The sequence below is a fragment of the Streptomyces silvisoli genome, from assembly GCF_029269905.1.
Taxonomy (GTDB): Bacteria; Actinomycetota; Actinomycetes; order Streptomycetales; family Streptomycetaceae; genus Streptantibioticus_A; species Streptantibioticus_A silvisoli_A.
In genome coordinates, this window is record NZ_JARJBC010000006.1 from 109,016 (window position 1) to 130,355 (window position 21,340).

Annotated in this window: 20 protein-coding genes; 11 read left to right on the forward strand and 9 right to left on the reverse strand. The window is 72.5% G+C overall.

Annotation, left to right across the window (positions count from 1 at the left end):
• The first annotated feature begins 251 nt into the window (after positions 1 to 251).
• Complete coding sequence (locus P3G67_RS12200; RefSeq protein WP_276093476.1) at positions 252 to 1,142, forward strand: phosphotransferase enzyme family protein; 891 nt, start codon at positions 252 to 254, stop codon at positions 1,140 to 1,142.
• A 17-nt stretch (positions 1,143 to 1,159) separates the two neighbouring features.
• On the opposite strand, the gene P3G67_RS12205 is transcribed toward P3G67_RS12200, so the two are convergent.
• Together P3G67_RS12205 and P3G67_RS12210 are read right to left on the reverse strand one after the other, a co-directional pair.
• Entirely contained in the window at positions 1,160 to 1,849 is a 690-nt protein-coding gene (locus P3G67_RS12205; RefSeq protein WP_276093477.1) for a 3'-5' exonuclease, read from the reverse strand.
• Between the two features lie 81 nt (positions 1,850 to 1,930).
• Complete coding sequence (locus P3G67_RS12210; protein WP_276093478.1) at positions 1,931 to 3,193, reverse strand: SAV2148 family HEPN domain-containing protein; 1,263 nt, start codon at positions 3,191 to 3,193, stop codon at positions 1,931 to 1,933.
• A 260-nt stretch (positions 3,194 to 3,453) separates the two neighbouring features.
• Here P3G67_RS12210 and glgX point away from each other — a divergent pair, with 260 nt between their 5' ends.
• Genes glgX through P3G67_RS12225 form a run of 3 tightly spaced genes read left to right on the forward strand, consistent with a single transcriptional unit; the run spans position 3,454 to position 8,558 of the window.
• On the forward strand, positions 3,454 to 5,598 hold the full coding sequence (gene glgX, locus P3G67_RS12215; RefSeq protein ID WP_276093479.1) for a glycogen debranching protein GlgX: 2,145 nt from the start codon (positions 3,454 to 3,456) through the stop codon (positions 5,596 to 5,598).
• Positions 5,599 to 5,630: 32 nt separating this feature from the next.
• Complete coding sequence (treY, locus tag P3G67_RS12220) at positions 5,631 to 8,018, forward strand: malto-oligosyltrehalose synthase (RefSeq protein WP_276093480.1); 2,388 nt, start codon at positions 5,631 to 5,633, stop codon at positions 8,016 to 8,018.
• Positions 8,019 to 8,048: 30 nt separating this feature from the next.
• Positions 8,049 to 8,558 carry a DUF402 domain-containing protein gene (locus tag P3G67_RS12225; protein ID WP_276093481.1) on the forward strand — a complete coding sequence of 170 codons (510 nt, stop codon included), beginning with the start codon at positions 8,049 to 8,051 and terminating at the stop codon, positions 8,556 to 8,558.
• Between the two features lie 136 nt (positions 8,559 to 8,694).
• On the opposite strand, the gene P3G67_RS12230 is transcribed toward P3G67_RS12225, so the two are convergent.
• Entirely contained in the window at positions 8,695 to 9,240 is a 546-nt protein-coding gene (locus tag P3G67_RS12230; RefSeq protein WP_276093482.1) for a DUF1707 and FHA domain-containing protein, read from the reverse strand.
• Between the two features lie 172 nt (positions 9,241 to 9,412).
• Between P3G67_RS12230 and treZ the strand changes: the two genes are divergently transcribed.
• Positions 9,413 to 11,155 (forward strand): malto-oligosyltrehalose trehalohydrolase, encoded by a 1,743-nt coding sequence (treZ, locus tag P3G67_RS12235; RefSeq protein ID WP_276093483.1) that lies wholly within the window; start codon positions 9,413 to 9,415, stop codon positions 11,153 to 11,155.
• A gap of 4 nt (positions 11,156 to 11,159) precedes the next feature.
• On the opposite strand, the gene zapE is transcribed toward treZ, so the two are convergent.
• Entirely contained in the window at positions 11,160 to 12,326 is a 1,167-nt protein-coding gene (zapE, locus tag P3G67_RS12240) for a cell division protein ZapE (protein ID WP_391858245.1), read from the reverse strand.
• Between the two features lie 234 nt (positions 12,327 to 12,560).
• On the opposite strand from zapE, the gene P3G67_RS12245 reads away from it, so the two are divergent.
• From P3G67_RS12245 to msrB, 4 genes are all read left to right on the forward strand, one after another.
• Entirely contained in the window at positions 12,561 to 13,328 is a 768-nt protein-coding gene (locus P3G67_RS12245; RefSeq protein WP_276093484.1) for a pyrimidine reductase family protein, read from the forward strand.
• A gap of 179 nt (positions 13,329 to 13,507) precedes the next feature.
• Positions 13,508 to 13,975, forward strand: a complete 468-nt coding sequence (locus P3G67_RS12250) for an indole-3-glycerol phosphate synthase (protein WP_269856502.1) — start codon at positions 13,508 to 13,510, stop codon at positions 13,973 to 13,975.
• A 78-nt stretch (positions 13,976 to 14,053) separates the two neighbouring features.
• Complete coding sequence (gene murC / locus P3G67_RS12255) at positions 14,054 to 15,457, forward strand: UDP-N-acetylmuramate--L-alanine ligase (protein WP_276093485.1); 1,404 nt, start codon at positions 14,054 to 14,056, stop codon at positions 15,455 to 15,457.
• A 10-nt stretch (positions 15,458 to 15,467) separates the two neighbouring features.
• A complete protein-coding gene (gene msrB, locus P3G67_RS12260) occupies positions 15,468 to 15,875 on the forward strand; it encodes a peptide-methionine (R)-S-oxide reductase MsrB (protein ID WP_269856504.1) in 408 nt (135 codons plus the stop codon).
• 20 nt (positions 15,876 to 15,895) lie between these two features.
• On the opposite strand, the gene P3G67_RS12265 is transcribed toward msrB, so the two are convergent.
• From P3G67_RS12265 to P3G67_RS12275, 3 genes are read right to left on the reverse strand one after another with little or no spacing between them, the layout of a single operon-like run.
• The gene (locus P3G67_RS12265; RefSeq protein ID WP_276093486.1) at positions 15,896 to 16,384 is read right to left on the reverse strand and encodes a GNAT family N-acetyltransferase; all 489 of its coding nucleotides are present in this window, start codon (positions 16,382 to 16,384) and stop codon (positions 15,896 to 15,898) included.
• 59 nt (positions 16,385 to 16,443) lie between these two features.
• A complete protein-coding gene (locus P3G67_RS12270; protein WP_276093487.1) occupies positions 16,444 to 17,109 on the reverse strand; it encodes an ABC transporter in 666 nt (221 codons plus the stop codon).
• On the reverse strand, positions 17,106 to 17,960 hold the full coding sequence (locus P3G67_RS12275) for an ATP-binding cassette domain-containing protein (RefSeq protein ID WP_276093488.1): 855 nt from the start codon (positions 17,958 to 17,960) through the stop codon (positions 17,106 to 17,108). The genes P3G67_RS12270 and P3G67_RS12275 overlap by 4 nt, the downstream gene beginning before the upstream one ends.
• Before the next feature lie 137 nt (positions 17,961 to 18,097).
• Between P3G67_RS12275 and P3G67_RS12280 the strand changes: the two genes are divergently transcribed.
• Positions 18,098 to 18,808, forward strand: a complete 711-nt coding sequence (locus P3G67_RS12280) for an aminoacyl-tRNA hydrolase (protein ID WP_276093489.1) — start codon at positions 18,098 to 18,100, stop codon at positions 18,806 to 18,808.
• A 21-nt stretch (positions 18,809 to 18,829) separates the two neighbouring features.
• Here the strand turns inward: P3G67_RS12280 and P3G67_RS12285 are convergent, their stop codons facing one another.
• Positions 18,830 to 19,417, reverse strand: a complete 588-nt coding sequence (locus P3G67_RS12285; RefSeq protein WP_276093490.1) for a hypothetical protein — start codon at positions 19,415 to 19,417, stop codon at positions 18,830 to 18,832.
• A gap of 176 nt (positions 19,418 to 19,593) precedes the next feature.
• Here P3G67_RS12285 and P3G67_RS12290 point away from each other — a divergent pair, with 176 nt between their 5' ends.
• Positions 19,594 to 20,421: a TIGR04222 domain-containing membrane protein gene (locus tag P3G67_RS12290; protein WP_276093491.1), complete on the forward strand. Its 828-nt coding sequence runs from the start codon at positions 19,594 to 19,596 to the stop codon at positions 20,419 to 20,421.
• A 196-nt stretch (positions 20,422 to 20,617) separates the two neighbouring features.
• On the opposite strand, the gene hemQ is transcribed toward P3G67_RS12290, so the two are convergent.
• A complete protein-coding gene (gene hemQ, locus P3G67_RS12295; RefSeq protein WP_276093492.1) occupies positions 20,618 to 21,340 on the reverse strand; it encodes a hydrogen peroxide-dependent heme synthase in 723 nt (240 codons plus the stop codon).

Consider the following 21,340-nt stretch of genomic DNA (forward strand, 5'->3'; position numbering starts at 1 on the left):
GGGTGGGCGGGGAGGTGGAAGAGACCTACCGCAACCACGAAACAGGCCGCATCCTCCGGAGGAAGGAGCACGCCCTCCCCTCACCAGGGGGCGTGCACACTGCCCGGGTAGGACCCCACACCGCCCAAGGATCACCGGCCAGCCGGATGGGGGCGCCCCATCGGCCCCGTACTGTCTGTGAACGAACTCCGTTACGGGGGTACGGAGAAACACAGGGCCGCCGGATGGATCCGGCGGCCCTGTCGTCAGCGATGCGAAACCCCCGGAGGGAAGACGTGGCGTTCACCGAACAGCGGGCCAGAGCCGTGCTGGCGGCAGCGGGGCAGCCCCACGCACCAGCAGCCGCCGAACTGCTGGCGCTCGGCGAGAACGCCGTGTTCGCCGTGGGCGACATGGTCGTCAAGATCGGCCGGGAGGCCGACCTGCTGGCGCGCGCGGAGCGCGAAGTACACACCGCGCGGTGGCTGGCCGAGCACCGCGTCCCCGCCGTACGCCCCGCGCGGCCGCACGCCGAAGTGGTGGACGGCCACCCGCTCACCTACTGGCACCGGCTGCCCGAAGCCGTCCGCCCTCCCGACTCCGCCGACCTGGCCGCACTGCTGCGCGCCGTACACGCCCTCCCGCCGCCGGAACTGCCGCTGCCGCGGCGCGAGTTGCTGGGCGGAGTGGAGCGCTGGCTACGGCTGGCGGGCGACGCCATCGACCCGGCGGACGCGGCGTTCCTACGCCACCTCCGCGATGAACTCGCCGCCCGCGTCGCCGAGTTGCGGCCGCACCTGACGCCGGGCCCGATCCACGGGGACGCGCTGCCGCGCAACGTACTCGTCGGCCCGGACGGGCCGGTACTGGTCGACCTGGAGACCTTCTCCAGCGATCTGCGCGAGCACGACCTGGTGGTGATGGCCCTGCACCGGGACCGCTACGGCCTCACCCCCGCGCAGTACGCACGGTTCACCGAACGGTACGGCTGGGACGTACGGGAGTGGGACGGCTGCGCGGTACTGCGCGGCGCCCGGGAGACGGCGAGTTGCGCATGGGTGGCCCAGCACGCGCCCGGCAACCCCGCCGCCCTCGCGGAGTTCCGCCGCCGGGTGGCATCGCTGCGGGAGAGCGACGAGACGGTGCGCTGGCACCCGTTCTGATCCGTCCGGTACCCCTGCTAGTCGGCCCGTAGCGGCCAGCGGCCGTCCACGACCGCGCCCGGGTCGCGCCGCCGCAGCCAGCCCTGGTAGCCCTCGGCCCACTCGCCGTACCAGACCACCTGGCGTCGGTGGAGATCCCAGGGCTCGGCGGCGGCTATTCGCGGATGCCGCTCGGCGAGCGCGCACGCGACCCGCACCGCCGCCAGCGCGTCCGCGCCCGCCTCGTGAGCGCCGTCGAGCAGGACGCCGTACTCCTGGCAGGCGGCCTGAAGCGTACGGGAGCCCTTGCGGTAGGGGTCGACCGCGCGGTCCACGGTGAGCGGATCGAGGACCGGCCCCACTTCGGCGCCGAGCGGCGGCAGCCCGTACCGGGCCAACTCGGCGGCCAGCACGCTGAGGTCGTAACTGGCGTTGTACGCCACCACCGGCACCCCGTCCGCCCAGTACCCGGCGAGTGCCTCGGCTATCTCGGCCACCGCCTCCCGGGCCGGGCGCCCGGCGGAGCGGGCCCGCTCGGTGGTGATGCCGTGGATCCGGGCGGCGTCCGCGGGTATCGGCACCCCGGGGTCGACCAGCCAGGCGAGGCGCGTCACCGGCTCGCCCGCCTTGGCCTCCGTCACCGCGGCCGTGACGATCCGCGCCGTCGCCGGATCAGTGCCCGTGGTCTCCAGGTCGAACCCCACAAGCGGTTCCGTGTGCCACCCCATGCCGAGCACCCCTCCCGCAGTCTTTCGCCGGTGCGGTCACATCATCTCGTGCACCACTGACAGTCCGGGCGGCGGTGGTCGCTAGGACACTGGGCGCGAATCCCCCCAAACGCCCTCGAACTCCTCGCGGTAGATCTCGAACAGCCCGTGCTCACCGTGCCGTTCGAGCGGCTCGCCGCCTTCTTCCCGCACCAGCTTCCGGCTACCGCCGCGCAGCACCAGCACCGGGGACTCCATGCCGCGCGCCCTGCGCAGGTAAGACTGGACGACGGCGAGGCCGTCCGCGCCGTCACCGTCGACCAGGTACGCGGTGAAGCGCGGTGTCTCGTCGAAGACCCGGATCTCGAAGGCGTCCGGGTCCCGCAGCCGGGCGCGGACCCGCCGCATGTGCATGATGTTCATCTCCACCGAACGGCTGATCTCCCCGCGCCCCAGGCCCAGTTCGCGCTCACGGCGGCGGACCGCGCTGCTGGCGGGATTGAGGAACAGCAGCCGCACCCGGCACCCGGTCTCGGCGAGCCGCACCAGTCGGCGGCCGGAGAAGTTCTGCACCAGCACGTTCAACCCGATGCCGGTGGCGTCCAGCCGCCGGGCGCCGCTGAACAGGTCCTCGGCGGGCATCTTGCGCAACAGCCGGACCCGGTCCGGGTAGACGCCCACCACATCGGCGAAGCGGTCCCCGACGATCTCCTCCACGGCGTCCACCGGCAGCCGTCGGCCGGAGCCCGCCCAGGCGTCGCCGCCGAGCATGTCGATCAGCCGGGCCGCCGCGCGTTCGGCCTGCGCCAGCACCGTCTCGGACAGTGCCCGGTTGCGGTTGACGACGTGCCGGGCGACCTCCAACTCGTCCAGCACCAGTTCCAGTTCGCGCCGCTCGTCCAGGTACGGCTCGAAGCACGGCCAGTGCTGGACGATCAACTCCCGCAGTTGCGGCAGGGTCAGGAAGCTGAGCACGTTGTCGTCGGCCGGGTCGAGCAGATAGCCCTTGCGGCGGCTCACCTCCCGTACCGCGGCGGCCCGCTGCACCCACTCGTGTCCGGCCGGACCCGCCGCGGCCACGACCCACTCCTCGCCGTGCACCGGCTCGTAGATCGGCCGCAGCACCGCGCCGACCACGGCCCGCAGCCGCTGTTCGACGAGATTCAGCCATACGTAGGCCCGTCCCGCGCGCCGGGCGCGGGTGCGCACCTCGGCCCAGGCTTCGGCGCCCCAGTCCAGTTCTGGTCCGATGTCCAGTTTCACGCCCGCCTGTGCCAGGGAGACCGCGCCGGTCGTCCCGTCCGTGGTGCCGCCTTGGTTCTCCTGGTCACCGCCACCCGGCAGCACCAGACCTCCAGACGCCACCACCACACCGCCTTTCCCTCCCCCGTCCACGATCAAGGAAGGGTACTGCGGGCGCGGGACACGTCGCAGCGTTACGGACGCGACTTCACGACATTCACGGCTTCGTAATCCAGCCATGGCCCGTTCGGCGGGCCGCCGTTCGGCCACCCGTTCAGGGGAAGATCTTGCGAAAACGGACATCCAGGCGGTCATGTGAGCGAGGATGCTCGGGGTACGGCGCCCTCTTGGTGCCCGCCAACTTGAGTGGAAGAGTCGACGACATGCAGGTCTGGCCGGGACAGACGTACCCCCTCGGCGCCACCTACGACGGTGCCGGGACCAACTTCGCGGTCTTCTCCGAGGTGGCGGACCGCATCGAGCTGTGCCTGCTGCACGACGACGGCTCGGAGACGGCCGTCGAACTGCGGGAGAGCGACGCGTTCGTCCGCCACGCCTACATCCCGGGGGTGATGCCGGGCCAGCGGTACGGCTTCCGGGTGCACGGGCCTTACGACCCGGCGCGCGGCCACCGCTGCAACTCCGCCAAATTGCTGCTCGACCCCTACGCCAAGGCGATGAGCGGCACCATCGACTGGCACGAGGCGGTCTACGGCTACCGGTTCGACCGGCCGGACGCGCGCAACGACCTGGACTCGGCGCCGCACACGATGACGTCGGTGGTCATCAATCCGTTCTTCGACTGGTCCGACGACCGGCCGCCGCGCATCGACTACCACCGCACCGTGCTCTACGAGGCGCATGTCAAGGGCCTGACGATGCTGCACCCCGGTCTGCCGGAGGAGGTGCGCGGCACCTACGCGGCGCTGGCCCACCCGGCGGTGATCGAGCACCTCGTGGAACTCGGCGTCACCGCCCTGGAGCTGATGCCGATCCAGCAGTTCGTCACCGACAACCGGCTGGTGGACGAGGGGCTCACCAACTACTGGGGCTACAACACCATCGGCTTCTTCGCACCGCACAACGCCTACGCCTCGATGGGCGACCGCGGCCAGCAGGTGCTGGAGTTCAAGACGGCGGTCCGCGCCCTGCACGCCGCCGGGATCGAGGTGATCCTGGACGTCGTCTACAACCACACGGCGGAGGGCAACCACCTCGGCCCCACGCTGTCGCTGCGCGGCCTGGACAACGCCTCGTACTACCGGCTGGAGCCGGACAAGAGGTACTACACCGACACCACGGGCACCGGCAACTCCCTGCTGATGCGCAGCCCGCACACCCTCCAGATGATCATGGACTCGCTGCGCTACTGGGTGACCGAGATGCATGTCGACGGGTTCCGCTTCGACCTGGCGTCCACCCTGGCCCGGCAGTTCCACGAGGTGGACCGGCTGTCGTCGTTCTTCGACCTGGTCCAGCAGGACCCCGTGGTCAGCCAGGTCAAGCTGATCGCCGAGCCCTGGGACCTCGGCGAGGGCGGCTACCAAGTGGGCAACTTCCCACCGCTGTGGACCGAGTGGAACGGCGCGTACCGCGACACCGTGCGGGACCTGTGGCGCGGTGAGCCCGCCCGGCTCGCCGAGTTCGGCTCCCGGCTGACCGGCTCCTCCGACCTGTACCAGGACGACGGCCGCCGCCCGCTCGCCTCCATCAACTTCGTCACCTGCCATGACGGCTTCACCCTGAGCGACCTGGTCAGCTACAACGAGAAGCACAACGAGGCCAACGGCGAGGGCAACCGGGACGGCGAGAGCTACAACCGCTCGTGCAACCACGGCGTCGAGGGACCCACCGACGACGAGGACGTGCTGGCGCTGCGCGGCCGGCAGATGCGCAACTTCGTCGCCACGCTGATGCTGTCGCAGGGCGTGCCGATGATCTCGCACGGCGACGAGTTCGGCCGCAGCCAGGGAGGCAACAACAACGCCTACTGCCAGGACTCGGAACTGACGTGGGTGCCCTGGCCCAAGGGGGCGGAGAGCGGCAGCGGCGGCACGGCGGACGACGAGGCGCTGCGCATGCTGGAGTTCACCCGCACCATGGTGTGGCTGCGCCGCGACCATCCGGTCTTCCGCCGCCGCCGGTTCTTCCACGGCCGCCCCGTCGAGGGTACCCACGACGACCTCTCCGACATCGCATGGTTCACCCCGGAGGGTGAGGAGATGACACAGCGGGACTGGCAGGCGGCGCACGCCCGTTCGCTGGTGGTCTTCCTCAACGGGCAGGCGATCTCCGAGCCGGGGCCGCGCGGCGAGAAGATCACCGACGCGTCCTTCCTGCTGATGTTCAACGCCCACCAGGCCGCCATGGAGTTCGTGGTTCCGATCAACCACGGCACGCAGTGGCAGGTCGTGGTGGACACGGCCGTACCGGACGGGGTACCGCCCGGCACCGGCCGCAAGGTCGAGGCGGGCGACCGGCTGCGGCTGGTCGACCGCAGTCTGGTGGTGCTGATGCGTCCGGCGTGACAGCGTAGAGCTCGACGAGGGGAAGGCAGTTGATGAGCGACGACCTGCCGGGCGCCGTGCCGCCCACCGCGACCTACCGTCTGCAACTGCGGCCGGAGTTCCCCTTCCGCGCCGCCGAGGAGGCGGTCCCGTACCTGGCCCGCCTGGGGGTGTCGCATCTGCACCTGTCCCCCGTCCTCGAGGCGGCCCCGGGGTCCAGCCACGGCTACGACGTCACCGACCACACCCGGGTGCGTGCGGAGCTCGGCGGCGAGGAGGGACTGCGGTCGCTGTCCCGCACCGCGCGGGCGCACGGTCTGGGGCTGATCCTGGACACGGTGCCCAACCACATGGCGGTGCCGGTGCCGGAGCGGCTGAACCGGCCGCTGTGGGAGGTGCTGCGGGACGGCCCGGACAGCCCGTACGCCCGCTGGTTCGACATCGACTGGCAGGCGGGCCAGGGCAAGGTGCTGCTGCCGGTGCTCGGCGGACGGCTCGGCGACGAGCTGCCCGCGCTGCGCGTCGACGCCGATCTCGGCGAACTTCGCTACCACGACCACGCGTTCCCGCTGCGCCCGGGCACCGAGCGGCTCCCGCTGCCCGAGCTGCTGGACGCGCAGCACTACCGGCTCGCCTGGTGGCGGTTGGCCCGTACGGAGCTGAACTACCGGCGGTTCTTCACCATTTCGCAGCTCATCGGGGTGCGGGTGGAGCACCCCGAGGTGTTCGACGCCAGCCACGCCACCCTGCTGCGGCTGCTGCGCGACGGGGTGGCCGACGGCCTGCGCATCGACCACCCCGACGGACTCGCCGACCCCGCGGGCTACCTGGAGCGGCTGCGCAAGGCGTCCGGCGGCCGGTGGACCGTGGTGGAGAAGATCCTGTGCGGTGACGAACGGCTTCCGGACGACTGGGCCTGCGCTGGCACCACCGGCTATGACGCGCTGCGCCGGATCGACGGCCTGTTCACCGACCCGGCGGGCGTCGCCGAACTGACCGCCGTCTACCGCGATTTCGCCGCCCCCGAGCCCGACCTGGGCGGCGACTGGGAGGCGACCGCGCGACGGGCCGCGTACCAGGTGGTCACCGGCGCGCTGGCCGCCGAGGTCGAGCGGCTGGTCCGCACCGCCGACCGCCTCTGCCGCGCCCGCCTCGACCTGGCCGACCACGCCCCCTGGGCGCTGCGCACCGCGCTGCGGGAGCTGCTGGTACGGCTGCCGGTGTACCGCCCGTACCCGGGTCGGCGGGAGTCGGCCGAGGTGCTCCAGGAGGCGGCCGAGGGCGCCCGTGCCGGCTTCACGGTGCCCGAGGAGGCCCACGCGGTCGACGTGGTACGGGACCTGGCGCTCGGGCGGCTGGGGCGCGGGGGCGACCACGACGACTTCGCGGCCCGGTTCGCGCAGGTCGCCTCCGCTTTGCACGCCAAGTCCACCGAGGACGCGGCCTTCTACCGCTATGTGCCGCTGCTGTCGCTGAACGAGGTCGGCGGGTCCCCCGAGCGGCCCGGCACCTCCCCCGACGCCTTTCACGCCTTCTGCGCCCGGCTGGCGCGCGACTGGCCGGAGACCGGGACCGTTCTGTCCACCCATGACACCAAGCGCAGCGCGGACGTACGCGCCAGGCTGGCCGTGCTGTCCGAACTGCCGGGCGAGTGGGCCGATCTCCTGGCCGAGGTCCACGCACAGGCCGATGCGCCGCCCGACCGGCACCTGGCGTACGCGGTGTGGCAGACCGCCCTGGGCATCGGTTCCATCCGCCCGGAACGGCTGGTTCCGGCGGTGCTGAAGTCGGAGCGCGAGGCCGGGCTGCGCACCAGCTGGACCGAGCCCGACGAGGCGTACGAGCGGGCGGTGGAGGCCTTCGTACGGTCCGGGCCGTGCGGGCCGCCAGGGCAGACCCTGGCCCGCTTCAACCGCCGGATCGACGGCCACGCGCGGGCCAACGTCCTGGGCGCGGCGCTGGTCCACCTCACCATGCCGGGCGTGCCCGACCTGTACCAGGGCACGGAGGGCGTGTACGGCGCGCTGGTGGACCCGGACAACCGGGCTCCGGTGCGCCTCCTGCCCGACCTGCTGGCCGAGTTGGACAACGGCGCCGCCCCACGCGGCCTGGACCAGGAGAAGCGGCGGTTGACGGCGGCGGCGCTACGGCTGCGCCGGGGGTGCCCCGAGGCCTTCGACGCCCGGGGCACGTATCAGCCGCTGTCCGCCGAGGGCCCGGCGGCCGGGCACTGTGTGGCGTTCTGCCGGACGGGCCGGGTGGTCAGCGTGGTCACCCGGCTCAGCAGCCGCCTGGAGGCGGCGGGCGGGTGGCGCGGTACCCGGCTGCGTCTGCCGCCCGGCCGCTGGCGCTCGCCGCTGACCGGTCAGGAGGTCGAGGGGGAGGCCGACTTGGCACAACTGCTCGACGACCTCCCGGTGGCCCTGCTACGGCTCGTGTGACGCCCTGGCCGTCACGTACTGTCGGGCACCATGCGTGAGGAACAGCAGATGGCAAGAGTGGTCTACACCAAGTACGACGGCTCGCTGCACTGGCACCAGTACGCGACACGGCTCGGCGAGGACGAGCACGGCGTGTGGCTGGGCTGCCGGGCAGGGAACACCGCGCAGCGGGGCCATGAGCCGCCGATAACCTACGAGCACGCGTTCGTGCTGCTCTTTCCCCGGGACGCGTGGTGGACGGCCGTCTTCAACGCGGCTCCCGACAGGACCGAGATCTACTGCGACATCTCCACGGTGCCGTGCTGGCAGGACGGCGTGGTCACCATGGTCGACCTCGACCTCGACGTGGTCCGCCGCCGTGACGGTTCGCTGTTCATCGACGACGAGGACGAGTTCGCCGAGCACCGGGTGCGCTACGGGTATCCGGCCCAGGTGGTCGAGAACGCCGAGCGGGCCGCCCAGTGGCTGATGAAGTCGATCGGCGAGCGCGCGGAACCCTTCACGGACGGCTACCGGAAGTGGCTCTCCCTGGTCGAGTGAGCGGCGGTCAACCCGCCGGGGAACGGTCAACCGGCGTCTGTGGCACGGCGTTTGACCAACGCGCCGGACGCCGCACGGTCGGCGTACGCCGCATCGCCGGGCCGGCGGCCCCGCCGGTCAACGCCCGGCGAGACGCCTAGCGGGCGGAGAGGCGGAAGCCGATGCGGCCGAAGGTCACCAGGTCGCCGGGTCGCACCGCGGCGGCACCGGTCAGCCGCTGCCCGTTGACCCAGGTGCCGTTCATCGACCCGAGATCACGTAGCACCCAGACGTCTCCCTCGCGGCGCAGCTCGGCGTGCGCCCGGGACACGGAGTCGTCGCCTATGCGCAGCCCCGAGGCGTAGTCCCGGCCGATCCGCAGCGGGAACGGGCCGGGTTCCGGCAGCATCAGCTTCGGCAACCGCTCGGCCCACCAGGCCCTGCGCAGCCGCATGGTGAAGGCGGAGGCGGTGCTGACGACGCCGGTCGCCCAGCGGGTCATCCGGCCGCCGGACGGCAGGTCGTGGACAAGGGCGTCGAGCTCGTGCTGGCCACGCGCGGTGATGGCGAGTTCCATCCGCTGCAGGAACGTTTCGTGGGACAGCCGTCCACGGACGGCGTTCTCCTTGAGCACCTCGATGGCACGGTCCCGGTCGGCGTCCGAAGGCCGGTCGGAATGCGTCTGGAACTCAGATGACGTCACAGGTGGGATTCTGCGGTGCCGATCACGGAGTGTCCAGCGGACCAGTACCCGCGGGCATCGGCCGACAACGGCCCGACCGATCGTGTAAGGGCGCCGCGTTGACGGGGTACATACCGTCAGATCGCCCGCGCACACCGGGGCACGCCGGAGCACGCCCGTAGGGAGGACGACGGTGGGATACCAGGTCTGGGCACCGCAGGCCCGGCAGGTCGCGGTGCGCGTCGCGGGTCGGGACCACCCGATGCGGTCCGACCCGGCGCGCACCGGCTGGTGGCTGACGGACGGCGCGGGCGCGCCGCCGCACGAGGACGGCACCCGGTACGCGTTCGTGCTGGACGGCGGCGAACCGCTGCCCGACCCGCGCTCCCGACGCCAGCCGGACGGCCCCGACGGGCCGAGCGCGGTGGTGGACCACGCCCGGTACACCTGGCGGCACCCCTGGACGGGCAGGCAGTTGCCCGGCGCCGTGCTGTACGAGCTGCACATCGGCACGTTCACCCGCGAGGGCACCTTCGACGCGGCCGCCGCGCGGCTGGCGCACCTGGCCTCACTGGGCGTCAGCCATGTCGAGCTGATGCCGGTGTGCCCGTTTCCCGGCAGGCACGGCTGGGGGTACGACGGGGTGGCGCTGTGGGCGGTGCACGAACCCTACGGAGGACCGGCGGGGCTGAAGCGCTTTGTCGACACGGCGCACGGGCACGGGCTCGGTGTGGTGCTCGACGTGGTGCACAACCACCTGGGACCGTCGGGGGACCATCTGCCACGATTCGGGCCGTACTTCACCGAACGGCACCAGACACCCTGGGGCGCGGCGGTCAACCTGGACGCGCCCGGCTCCGACGAGGTGCGCGACTTCCTCCTCGGCAGCGCGCTCGCCTGGCTGCGGGACTACCGGCTGGACGGGCTCCGGCTGGACGCGGTGCACGCCCTGGCCGACACCAGGGCCCTGCCGTTCCTTGAGGAACTGTCCACGGCGGTCGACGCGTTGGCGGCCGAGACCGGACGGCCGCTGTTCCTGATCGCCGAGTCCGATCTGAACGACCCGCGCACCACCGCCCCCCGCGACGCGGGCGGAATCGGCCTGCACGCGCAGTGGAGCGACGACTTCCACCACGCCCTGCACACCGCGCTGACCGGTGAGTCCCAGGGCTACTACGCGGACTTCGCGCGCGCCCCGCTGGCCGCGCTGGCCAAGACGCTGACCGGGGTGTGGTTCCACGACGGCACGTACTCGTCGTTCCGCGGCCGGGCGCACGGCCGCCCGCTGCCCGGCGATGTGCCGCGGCACCGGTTCCTCGGCTACGCGCAGACCCACGACCAGATCGGCAACCGGGCCACCGGCGACCGCCTGACGGCAGGTCAACTCACCTTGGGCGCAGCGCTGGTGCTGACCGCGCCGTTCACTCCCATGCTGTTCATGGGTGAGGAGTGGGGGGCCGGCACGCCCTGGCAGTTCTTCACCGACCACACCGATCCGGCGCTGGCCGACGCGGTGCGGGACGGGCGGCGCAGGGAGTTCGCCGAGCACGGCTGGCCCGCGTCGAGTATTCCGGATCCGCAGGATCCGGCGACCCGGCTGCGGTCCTGTCTGGACTGGTCCGAGCCAGGCCGCGAACCGCACGCGGGGCTGCTGCGCTGGTACCGCACGCTGATCGCGCTGCGTGCGGCCGAGCCCGAACTGGCAGACCCGGACACGGCGGCGGTCCGGGTGGAGTTCGACGAGGACGCCCGGTGGATCCTGGTGCACCGCGGCACCCTGTGCACCGCGGTGAACTTCGCGGACCAGCCGCGCGAACTCCCGCTCCGTGGCCACCAGGTGCTGGCCGCCTCCACCGAACTTCCTTGCACCGGTGGGCGCTTGGTGCTGCCCGGGGGCTCGGCGGCGGTGGTACGGGGCGGCACGGGCCGGGGATGAGGGGCTATCCGCTGGTAGGGCGGCCCGCGTCGCGGGCGAGTGCGGTGAGGCGGGAGATCGCCCGGAAGTACTTCTTGCGGTAGCCGCCCGCCAGCATCTCCTCGCTGAAGATCCGGTCGAACGGAACGCCGGAGGCCATCACCGGAACCTCGCGGTCGTAGAGCCGGTCGGCGAGCACCACCAGCCGCAGCGCGGTGGCCTGGTCGGTGACCGGGGCCACCCCGCGCAGGAAGACCGCGCCGACCCCGTCGCACAGCGCGCCGTAGCGGCTGGGGTGCACCCGCGAAAGGTGCTCGACGAGGGGGCCGAAGTCATCGAGGGACGCGTGCGCAGTGGTGTACGCGGCCTCGGTGACCTGCTCGTCGGAGTACGGCGCCGGGGCCTGCGGCAGCCCGCGGTGCCGGTAGTCCTCGCCGTCGATCCGCTGGGCCTGGAAACGGGCGGACAGCCCCTGGATCTCCCGCATGAAGTCGGAGGCGGCGAACCGCCCTTCGCCGAGCTTGCCGGGCAGCGTGTTGGAGGTGGCGGCGAGCTTGACGCCCGCGTCGGCCAGCTTGCCGAGCAGGGTGGAGACCAGGACGGTGTCTCCGGGGTCGTCCAGCTCGAACTCGTCGATGCACAGCAGGCGGTGGCCGCTGAGCGCGGCAACCGCCTGCTGGAAGCCCAGGGCGCCGACGAGGTTGGTCAGCTCCACGAACGTGCCGAACGCCTTCCGCTCGCGCGGCGCGGGGGCGGCGTGCCACAGGGAGGCCAGCAGGTGCGTCTTGCCGACGCCGTAGCCACCGTCGAGGTACACCCCGCTGGGACCGCCGGCCGCGGCGGCCCCGCGCTCTCGCCGGAACCACCGCTTCCTGGCGCCCGGAACGGCGGCGTCCGCGCCGAGGGTCCCGGCGAAGCCGCGCAGGACGGTGACCGCCTGGGCCTGGCTGGGCTGGTTCGGGTCCGGCAGGTAGTTCTCGAACCGTACGGCGTCGAACCGCGGCGGCGGCACCATCTCGGCGACCAGCCGATCGGCCGGAACGTGCGGCTCACGCTCACACAGCGACGCGGGGACGTCACCGGAGGCGTCGGCTATCAGGTGCGGAGCGGAGTGCCGCGAGTCAGCTGCGGAGGCGGGAGAGGACACAGCCCCCAAGCGTATCCGCCCGCGCGTGACCGCGCTGTCGGCCATCTCACGCCCCGTGGCTCACGGCGGGGCGGCCGACGCCACCCGAGCGCGGCGGGTTTGCTGTGTTTTGCGGGGTTCGATGGATTCGGCGCCGCCGGACTCCCACAGTCGACCACCGTCCCGGTGGGGAGGGGGTTGACGCCTCGGCGGTGTGGGGCGCAGTGGGCGGCGCTGAAACGGCCGCGGCCCGGCGGAGGCGGGGCCGTGGGTCGAATGATCGCGTGACAGACTTTGCGCATGCGTCGCTTGTTTCCCGTGAGCCCGGTCGGCGAGGCCGATTCCCTGGACACTCTGGACGCGTTGGCCGACGCGTACGCCTACCCGGCGCCACGCGGCGCGGCGTCGGCCTGGCTGCGGGGGAACATGGTGGCCTCGTTGGACGGGGCGGCGCGGCACGACGGGCGGTCTCAGCCGTTGTCCTCGGCGGCCGACATGCGGATCTTCGGAGTACTGCGCGGCCTGGCGGACGCCGTCGTGGTCGGCGCGGAGACGGTGCGGCAGGAGGCGTACCGCCCGGCGAAGGCCAGGGAGGCGTTCGCCGAACGCCGCGCGGCGCTCGGCCAACCGGTCGCCCCGGTGATCGCCGTGGTCAGCGCCAGCCTGGACCTGGACTTCTCCCTCCCGCTGTTCACCGAGCCGCTGGTGCCGACCCTGGTGCTCACCGGCGCCCAGGCGGACCCGGACCGGGTGCGGGCCGCGCGGGCCCGCGGCGCCGAGGTGGTCGTGGCCGGGGCGGGCGCCGGGGTCGAACCGGCCGAGGCGGTGCGCGCGCTGGCCGCGCGCGGGCTGACCCGGCTGCTGACCGAGGGCGGCCCGCGCCTGCTCGCACAGTTCGCCGCGGCCGGGGTGCTGGACGAGCTGTGTCTGTCCATCGCTCCGCTGGTCGCCGCCGGTACCGCGCCACGGATCATGGACGGTCCCGGCCTGGACGTACCGGCACGTTTCGCTCCGGCGGCCATCCTCGAAGAGGACGGTTTCCTGTTCACCCGCTACGTCCGGGCCTGACCTCCGTTGTCTCTGGCGGACCCCCAGGGCATCCAGACATCCGCGCGAGCCCACCACCTACGGAATGACTCGTTCCGTTTTTCTCCCCGGAGAAGGGGATATTCGGCGCGCCCCATAGGGACTCAGGGCAGGATGGTTTCTGTGGGGATCAGTGGCCCGCGAGAAAGAAGGACGAGTCCGTGATCACGACCGTACTCATGATCGAGAAGCCGCTCGCCCCCGTCGACGTGCAGCTTGTCACCACCTTGCACGCGGACGAGCCTGTCTCCTTCGTGGTCCTGATGCAGCCGCGCGGCGATCAGGAACGACTGCTGCGCGCGCTGGATGATGTCGCCCTGGGCGAGCTGCGCAGCGCCGCGCACGAGGACGACGTGCCCGGGGGCGAGCAGGCGCTCGCCCCCGCGTCGCAGGCCCTGGAGCACAGCCTGCGCGAGCTGCGCAAGACGGGAGCGCAGGCGGTCGGCGAGATCGTCGAGGACCATCCGCTCGTCCTGCTGCGCTCGGTCGTCGAGAAGACCAGCGCCGACGAGGTGATCGTGCTCACCGCCCCGCACCTGGTGGAGGAGTTCTTCCACCGCGACTGGGCCTCCCGCGCCCGCCACACCGTGGGCGTGCCCGTACTGAAGCTGTACGCGCACAACGAGTGATCGCGGACCGCGCGGCCACGGACAGGATGCGACAATCACGGCCGAGCAGTTGTCAGCCATCATCGAAGGAGCCCGCGTATGGCACCCGCCGTCCCCACTGCCATGGCCCGACCGCACTTCATCGGTATCGGCGGCGCCGGGATGTCGGGCATCGCCAAGATCCTCGCGACGCGCGGCGCACGCGTCGCGGGCAGCGACGCCAAGGACTCCGAGACCGCCGCCGCCCTGCGGGCGCTGGGCGCCACCGTGCACATCGGGCACGCGGCGGCGCACCTCGCCGAGGACGCCACCTGTGTCGTGGTCTCCAGCGCCATCCGCGATGACAACCCGGAACTCGCGGCGGCCCGCGAACGTGGCGTTCCGGTCGTGCACCGCTCCGACGCGCTGGCCGGGCTGATGACGGACAGCCGTGCGATCGCGGTGGCCGGTACGCACGGGAAGACCACCACCACCTCGATGCTGGCGGTCAGCCTGACCACTTTGGGCCTCGACCCCTCGTACGCCATCGGCGGCGACCTTGACGTGCCCGGCTCCAACGCGCGGCACGGCGGCGGTGAGATCTTCGTGGCCGAGGCCGACGAGAGCGACCGCAGCTTCCACAAGTACGCGCCCGAGGTGGCGATCGTGCTCAACGTGGAACTCGACCACCACGCCAACTACGCCTCGATGGGCGAGATCTACGAGTCCTTCGAGACCTTCGCCGACCGGATCGTGCCCGGCGGCACCCTGGTGATCGCCGCCGACCACGCGGGCGCCCGTGAGCTGACCGCGCGGCTGCGCGGCCGGGACGGACTGCGCATCGTCACCTACGGCGAGGCGGCCGACGCCGACGTACGGATCGTGGGCATCGCCCCGCACGGGCTGACCAGCGAGGTCACCGTGCTGCTCGACAACGAGGAGCTGACCTTCACCGTCTCCGTGCCCGGCCGCCACTACGCGCACAACGCCGTCGCCGCGCTGACCGCGGGCACCGCGCTGGGCGTCCCGGCCGCCGAGCTCGCCGCCGCGCTCGGCTCCTACACCGGGGTCAAGCGCCGTCTCCAGCTCAAGGGCAGCGCCGCCGGGGTGCAGGTCATCGACTCCTACGCGCACCATCCCACCGAGATCGCGGCCGACCTCGAAGCGATCCGCGGCAGTGCGGGCGACGGCCGGGTGCTGGTGGTATTCCAGCCCCATCTGTTCAGCCGCACCCAGCAGTTGGCGACCGAGATGGGCGTGGCCCTCGCCCTGGCCGACGCCTCGGTGGTGCTGGACATCTACCCGGCCCGCGAGGACCCGATCCCGGGCGTCACCAGCGCGTTGATCATCGAGGCGGCCGCCGCCAAGGGGGCCGACACCGACGCGGAGCACGACAAGGAAGCCGTCCCGGACCGGATCGCCGGAATGGCCAAGCCCGGTGATCTCGTTCTCACCATGGGGGCAGGCGATGTGACCGAACTCGGTCCGAAGATCCTGGCCCGCCTTGCCACCGTGGAGAGCTGAGGAGCGAGCGATGCCGTACGAGGTCGACAAGCCGGACGAGCAGTGGCGTGCGGAGCTGTCCCCCGCCGAGTACGCGGTGCTGCGGCAGGCGGGCACCGAGCCCGCCTTCACCGGCGAGTACACCGACGCCACGACGAAGGGCGTCTACTCCTGCCGCGCCTGCGGGGCCGAACTCTTCCGTTCCGACACCAAGTTCGCCTCGCACTGCGGCTGGCCGTCCTTCTACGACCCGAAGGACAGCGACGCCGTCGAGCTGTTGGAGGACCGCTCCCACGGCATGGTCCGCACCGAGGTCCGCTGCGCCCGCTGCGGCTCCCACCTCGGCCATGTCTTCGAGGGCGAGGGCTACCCGACCCCGACCGACCAGCGGTACTGCATCAACTCGATCTCGCTGCGGCTCACCGCTGACGAGGACTGACACCTCCCTTCGGCCTGCGGTCACAGCCGCCGGTACATGATGTGCAGTCCGACGTAGCCCTTGGTCGGATGATGGAAGCCCTCGGGCAGCGTGGCCAGCACCTCGAAGCCCAGCGAGCGCCACAGCGCGACCGCCCTGGTATTGGTCTCCACCACGGCGTTGAACTGCATCGCCCGATAGCCCTCGGCGCGCGCCCACTCCAGCACGTGCTCGCCGAGGGCCCGGCCGACGCCCCGGCCGGAGCACCCGGGATCGACCATGAAGCTCGCACTGGCGATGTGCGCGGCGCCGCCCATGTGGTTGGGGTTCATCTTGGCGGTGCCGAGAACGGCTCCGCCGTCGTCCACGGCCACGACCGTCCGCCCCGGTGGCTCCAGCAGCCACATCGCGCGGGCCTGCTCCTCCGGCAGGTCACGGGGGTAGGTATAGGTCTCCCCCGCGGCGACGATCTCCCGCAGGAACGGCCAGATCGCGGGCCAGTCAGCAAGGGTCGCTTCCCTGATCAGCATGGGTTCAGCATGCCCCGGCCAACGGTTTGGTCGCCAACCCTTTGGATCCCCCGCTGCGTTCAGCGTCTGGCGGCCAGACGGCAACCGAGTGCCGTGGCGGCCGCGCAGACGGCGGCCGTGAGGGCCAGCGGGAGTATCGGCGGGTGCACCGCGCCGGTGTGCGATCCCCTGACCAGGCCGCTGACCGCGGCGTTCGCCGGAGAACCCGAGGCGACCAGGACCAGCAGCGCCGCCAGCGCGGTGACCGGTATCGGCCAGCCGGGACGGCGCAGCACCGGCGGGTTGCACAGCGTGCCGACCGCCGTACCGAGCAGGGCGCAGGCCAGCAGGGCCAGCAGCCCGGCCGCCACGGCCGGGCCCACCGCCACCGGCTGGGTGTGGTCGTCGGTGTACGGAGAGCTGATGGCGGCGACGGCCAGCGTCCCGGCGGCACCGAGCACCAGGGAGGCGCTGAACGCCGTTATGGTGCAGGCGAGTTGCACCCGGCCCGGTCCCGCGGCGGCCTGGGTGATGGCACGGGCGGCGGGCGGCTCACCGGTCGCGCAGACCCGTACCAGCCAGGCGGACACCGGCAGGATCGCCCCGGCCGAGAAGCCGAGGGAGTCCAGGAGCGGCTGCCCCGACTGGGTGCCGATGCCCGTGATCACGCCGTAGAGCAGCAGCGGTGGAAGCCAGCGCTGCGAACGCAGCAGGAGCGCCGTCTGGTAGCGCAGCAGGGCCTTCATCGCACCGCTCCCGAAGGACTCGTACCCCCGGTGGACCGCACCGCGCGGATGTGCCAGGGCGGATCCGCGTCCAGCAGGGCCCGCAGCGCGGCATCCGCCCGGTCGGCTGGCACACGGATCCGCAGCAGGCCCGGGGCGCCCGCCGCCGGTCCGGCGGTCCAGCTGTGCGGCGGAAGGGCGGCGGGCGGCTCGCCGGTGCCCTCGGCCTCGATCACCACCCGGGCCATCTCGTCGGCACCGCCGGGGCCGTCGGTGAGCCGCCCGGCCGCCACCCGGTGGCGGCGGGGGACGGCCTCGGCGAGCCGCCGTGGATCGTGGTCGACGTACACGGCGGTGCCGCCCGCGGCCACCCGCTCGGTCACCGCTTCGTCCAGCAGGGCACGGGCCGCCGTGTCCAACCCCGCCCACGCCTCGTCGAGCACCAGCAACTCCGGCTCGGCCAGCAGGGCCTGGGCCACGGCGACCTTCTGCGCGGTTCCCTTGGACAGCCGGTCCAGCGCCGTGCCCGCGAAGCCGGTGATCCCGAAACGCTCAAGCCACTCCTCGGTGCGGGCGGCCGCCTGCCGCCCGCAGAGCCCGTGCACCCGGCCCATGTGGACCAGGTACCCGGCGGCGTCGAACGGCAGGGTGGCAGCGAAGCGCTCCGGCACATAGGCGGTACGGGGGCGGCCTGTGATCCGGCCAGTGGTCGGGACGTCGATCCCGGCGAGCAGCCGCAGCAAGGTGGACTTGCCGCTGCCGTTGCCGCCTTCCACGCGCAGCAGCGCCCCCTCGGGCACATCGAGGTCTATCCCCCGCAACACCCATGGCCCGCGTGCCCGGTAGCGCCGCCCCACCGCCTCCAGTCTCATGCCGCTCACCCCCGTGTCCGATGCCTCCGCCGCCCCGCGGAGGCCTGTCGTACCGGTCAACGCCCCCCGCCGCGGCCTCGTTCCCTCATCGCTGATCGTTCACCCGTTCGAGTTAGGGCTCGTGGCATGCTGGGCCGGTGACCAGCGCTGACCCCTTCGCCGATCCGGCCGCCGAGGCGGCCGCGGACCGTGATGCCGCACCGCAGTTCGTCCTGCCGCTCGTGGTCCGCATCGAGCGCGACGCTCCGCCCACCCGTACCGACGCCCTGGAGACGTCGGCCCGGGGGGTGCTCACCTTCCTCTCCGACCCGCGCACGGCGGACGGCGGCGAGTGGGCGGAGCTGCTGCGCGACTGGGAGGACGGCAGGATCCGCAAGGTGGTGCGCCGGGCGCGCGGCGCGGAGTGGCGGCGGGCCCAGTCGCTGCCGGGCATCACGGTGGAGGGCCGGTCGGCGCACGTGCGGGTGTATCCGCCGGTGCCGCTGGACGGCTGGCCGAAGGAACTGGCCAAGTTGCAGGTCTCCGGCACCGAGTTGGCCGACCCCGAGCCGGTGGGCGCGCCGGACCCGGCGCTGCCGGTGCTCTGGCTCAACCCCGGCCTGGAGATGTCGGCGGGCAAGGCGATGGCCCAGACCGGGCACGCCGCACAGCTGGCCTGGTGGGCGCTGCCCGACGCGGCCCGCGCCGTCTGGCGGGACTCGGGCTTCGCCCTCTCCGTACGCACCCCGCAGGCGGCGCACTGGGCCGAGCTGGCCGAAAGCGGGCTGCCGTTGGTGCGCGACGCCGGCTTCACCGAGATCGCGCCCGGGTCCTGCACGGTGATCGCGGACCACCCGGCGTTGCGCTGACCGCCCTTGCGGGGCCTGCCGCTAGGGAACGTCGCCCGTGGGCGCCAGCGCGGGCCACAGTGCGATGACCCGGTCGGCGACCGCGCGCACATCCAGGTCACCGGTGTCCACGACCAGGGTTCCGGGTGGGTCGGAGGCCGCTATCTCCTCCAACTGGCGTGCGCTCCTGCTCAGTTGCTCACCGATCCGGCCGCCGATCCCCCGGCGTGTCACCCGCTCCCGCAGTACGTCCAGGCACGCGGTGAGCCGTACCACCGTGAACGCCGCGGCGGGCACCGCCTCGGCGATCCACGGCAACTCCTGCCGCAGGTCCGCGAAGACCCCGGTCAGCATCAGCCGATGATGGCCGAGGTCCGCGTAGTTCGCCCACACCGCGGCGAGGTTGCGGCGGGCCATCTCCCACACCGGCAGCCCCGGCACCGGCCAGGGCTGGATGCGGTCCAACTCGTCGCAGTCGAGGACGGCGTGAGCCATGGAGTCCGCGGCCAGCCGACGCGACACCTCGTACACGGTGGAGCTCTTGCCCACGCCCGCCGCGCCGCAGATGACGAGCACGTCCACCGTGTCCGGGATGTTTCCGCCGCTTCGCCCGCCCGTTTCGGACCCCATGGCGCGCCAGTCTGGTCCGGACCGTGGTACACCGCCAGAGCGCAACCTCAAATCCGGCTCTGAACCGCCCGGTTGGGCGTCCGCCTCCCGCCCCGGCCCGGGTGTCCGACGGCCGTCGGATCCCAACCGCCGAAATTCCAGGGCGGATTGTCAGTGGGATCCAGTAGAACACCCTTATGTGGGTTTTCCTGGTCGCCGTCGCCTGGGTGGCGGCGCTGATGTCCTGCGCGCGGCTGTGCCGGGCGGCGATGGCCGCCGCCCGGGAGTCCCCGGCGCCCGCCTGCGGCCCCGACCGCGCGGCGGCCGGGGAACCGGAACTGAGCCTGTACGAGGCGGCGTTCCTCGCCGGTGGGCCGAGCCGGGTCACCGATCTGGCGATGGTGGCGATGTCCCGGCAGCGGCGGCTGCTGCTCGCCCACACCGGCTGGGCGACGGTGGTGGACCCGGTCGGCCGCGATGAGGTGGAGCGTTCGCTGATCGCCTCGATAGGTCCCGGTGGCCAGTCCCTCATACCGGCGGTGCGCACGGTGCACGCCGCCGCCGACTGCGTGCGCGCGCTCGGTGAGCGGCTGGCCTCGGCCGGTCTGGCCGTGCCCGCGGCGGTCCGGGACGGGATGACGGCCGGGATCCGGCAGACGTGGGCCGCCACCGTGCTGGTGTGCGCTCTGCTGGCCGCTTCCACCGGCATCAACCGGCCCGGCGGGGACGCCTCGGACCCGCTGTGGTTCGTGCTGCCGCTGCTGCTGACCGTGGGCTGTCTGGTCATCGCCCGGATCGAGGCGCATCCGTACACCCGTTGGGCCTCGCCCGCGGGCCAGGAGTTGCTGCGGGCGATACCCGTGCCCCGGCTGCGGCACCGCCGAGGCGGTGGTGCCGCGGTGCCGGGGCTGACCGGTCGCGCGGACGACCGCACGCCGCTGATGACGCTCGCGCTGTGCGGGCCGGCGGTGCTGCGGGACCCGGCGTTGCGCGCGGCGCTGGGCGGTTCACGCCGGGTGGCGTGAACCCCCGCCTGCGGCCCGGCTGTTGACCGGGATCGTCAGCCGGTCGCGGTCGGTTCGTACCGCCGGGCTCCGACGTCGCGGTTGCTCGCCGTCTCGGCTGAACCTCTTGCCGCCGTGACGGCACGCGACCACGGCGGCGCAGGTCGGCGGTACAACCGGCCGCACACCCCGAGCCGAACGACCCGCCGGGAAGCCGCTACGCCAAACCCGCGACCAGTTCGGAGACGGCCTTGCGGCGGCCCGTGTAGAACGGGACCTCCTCGCGGACGTGGCGGCGCGCCTCGGAGCCGCGCAGGTGCCGCATCAGGTCGACGATCCGGTACAGCTCGTCGGCTTCGAAGGCCAGGATCCACTCGTAGTCACCGAGGGAGAAGGAGGCGACCGTGTTGGCGCGCACATCCGGGAAGCCGCGGGCCATCTTGCCGTGGTCGGCGAGCATCCGCCGCCGGTCCTCGTCGGGCAGCAGGTACCACTCGTAGGACCGCACGAACGGGTAGACGCTCACGTAGTCGCGCGGCGTCTCGTCGGCGAGGAACGCCGGGATGTGCGACCGGTTGAACTCGGCCGGGCGGTGCAGCGCCATGTTCGACCAGACCGGGTCCAGGGCGCGGCCGAGCCGGGTGCGGCGGAAGAGGTTGTACGCCTCCTGGAGCGCGTCCGAGCTCTCGGAGTGCCACCAGATCATGACGTCGGCGTCAGCGCGCAGACCGGACACGTCGTAGGTGCCGCGTACCGTGACGTCCTTCGCGGCGAGCTGCTCGAACAGTTCCTCGACCTCGTCCGCGTAGCCGGAGCGGTCCTCGGGCAGCGGGGAGCGCAGCCGGAACACCGACCAGAGGGTGTAGCGGATCACTTCGTTGAGGTCACGGGCCTTCTTGCCCGCGTTGGGGGCCTTGGCGGGGGCAGCATTCTCGGTCAT